Genomic DNA, 273 nt, shown 5'->3' with positions numbered 1-273 from the left:
CCATTAATGCCAGGCCGGACTTTATCCGCGAACAAGAAAAAGCAAAAAAAGGAGGCCGAAAAAGAAACTCTGATGAAGTATATGAGGCTACGACTACCATTTATATTCCCGGGCAATACTATGATTTTATAAAAGATGTTACTTATAATAAAGTGATTGCAGGAGACCTGTATTTTAAAGACTGGGATCTTTTAGAGGAAAGTATCCTAAAACTAAGAAAGAAATACGGTAAAAATATCCAGCCACGTCCGGATTACATTCGTGAGGATGAAA

The 273-nt window shown here is 37.0% G+C and carries 1 protein-coding gene; it reads left to right on the top strand.

Annotation, left to right across the window (positions count from 1 at the left end):
• The coding region (locus tag SB659_RS19515; protein ID WP_410551598.1) for a hypothetical protein at positions 1–273 on the top strand (273 nt) is incomplete at both ends.

The sequence above is a fragment of the Arthrobacter sp. SIMBA_036 genome, from assembly GCF_046535135.1.
In the GTDB taxonomy this organism is placed as follows: Bacteria; Actinomycetota; Actinomycetes; order Actinomycetales; family Micrococcaceae; genus Arthrobacter.
This window is presented reverse-complemented; position numbering and strand designations above follow the sequence as displayed.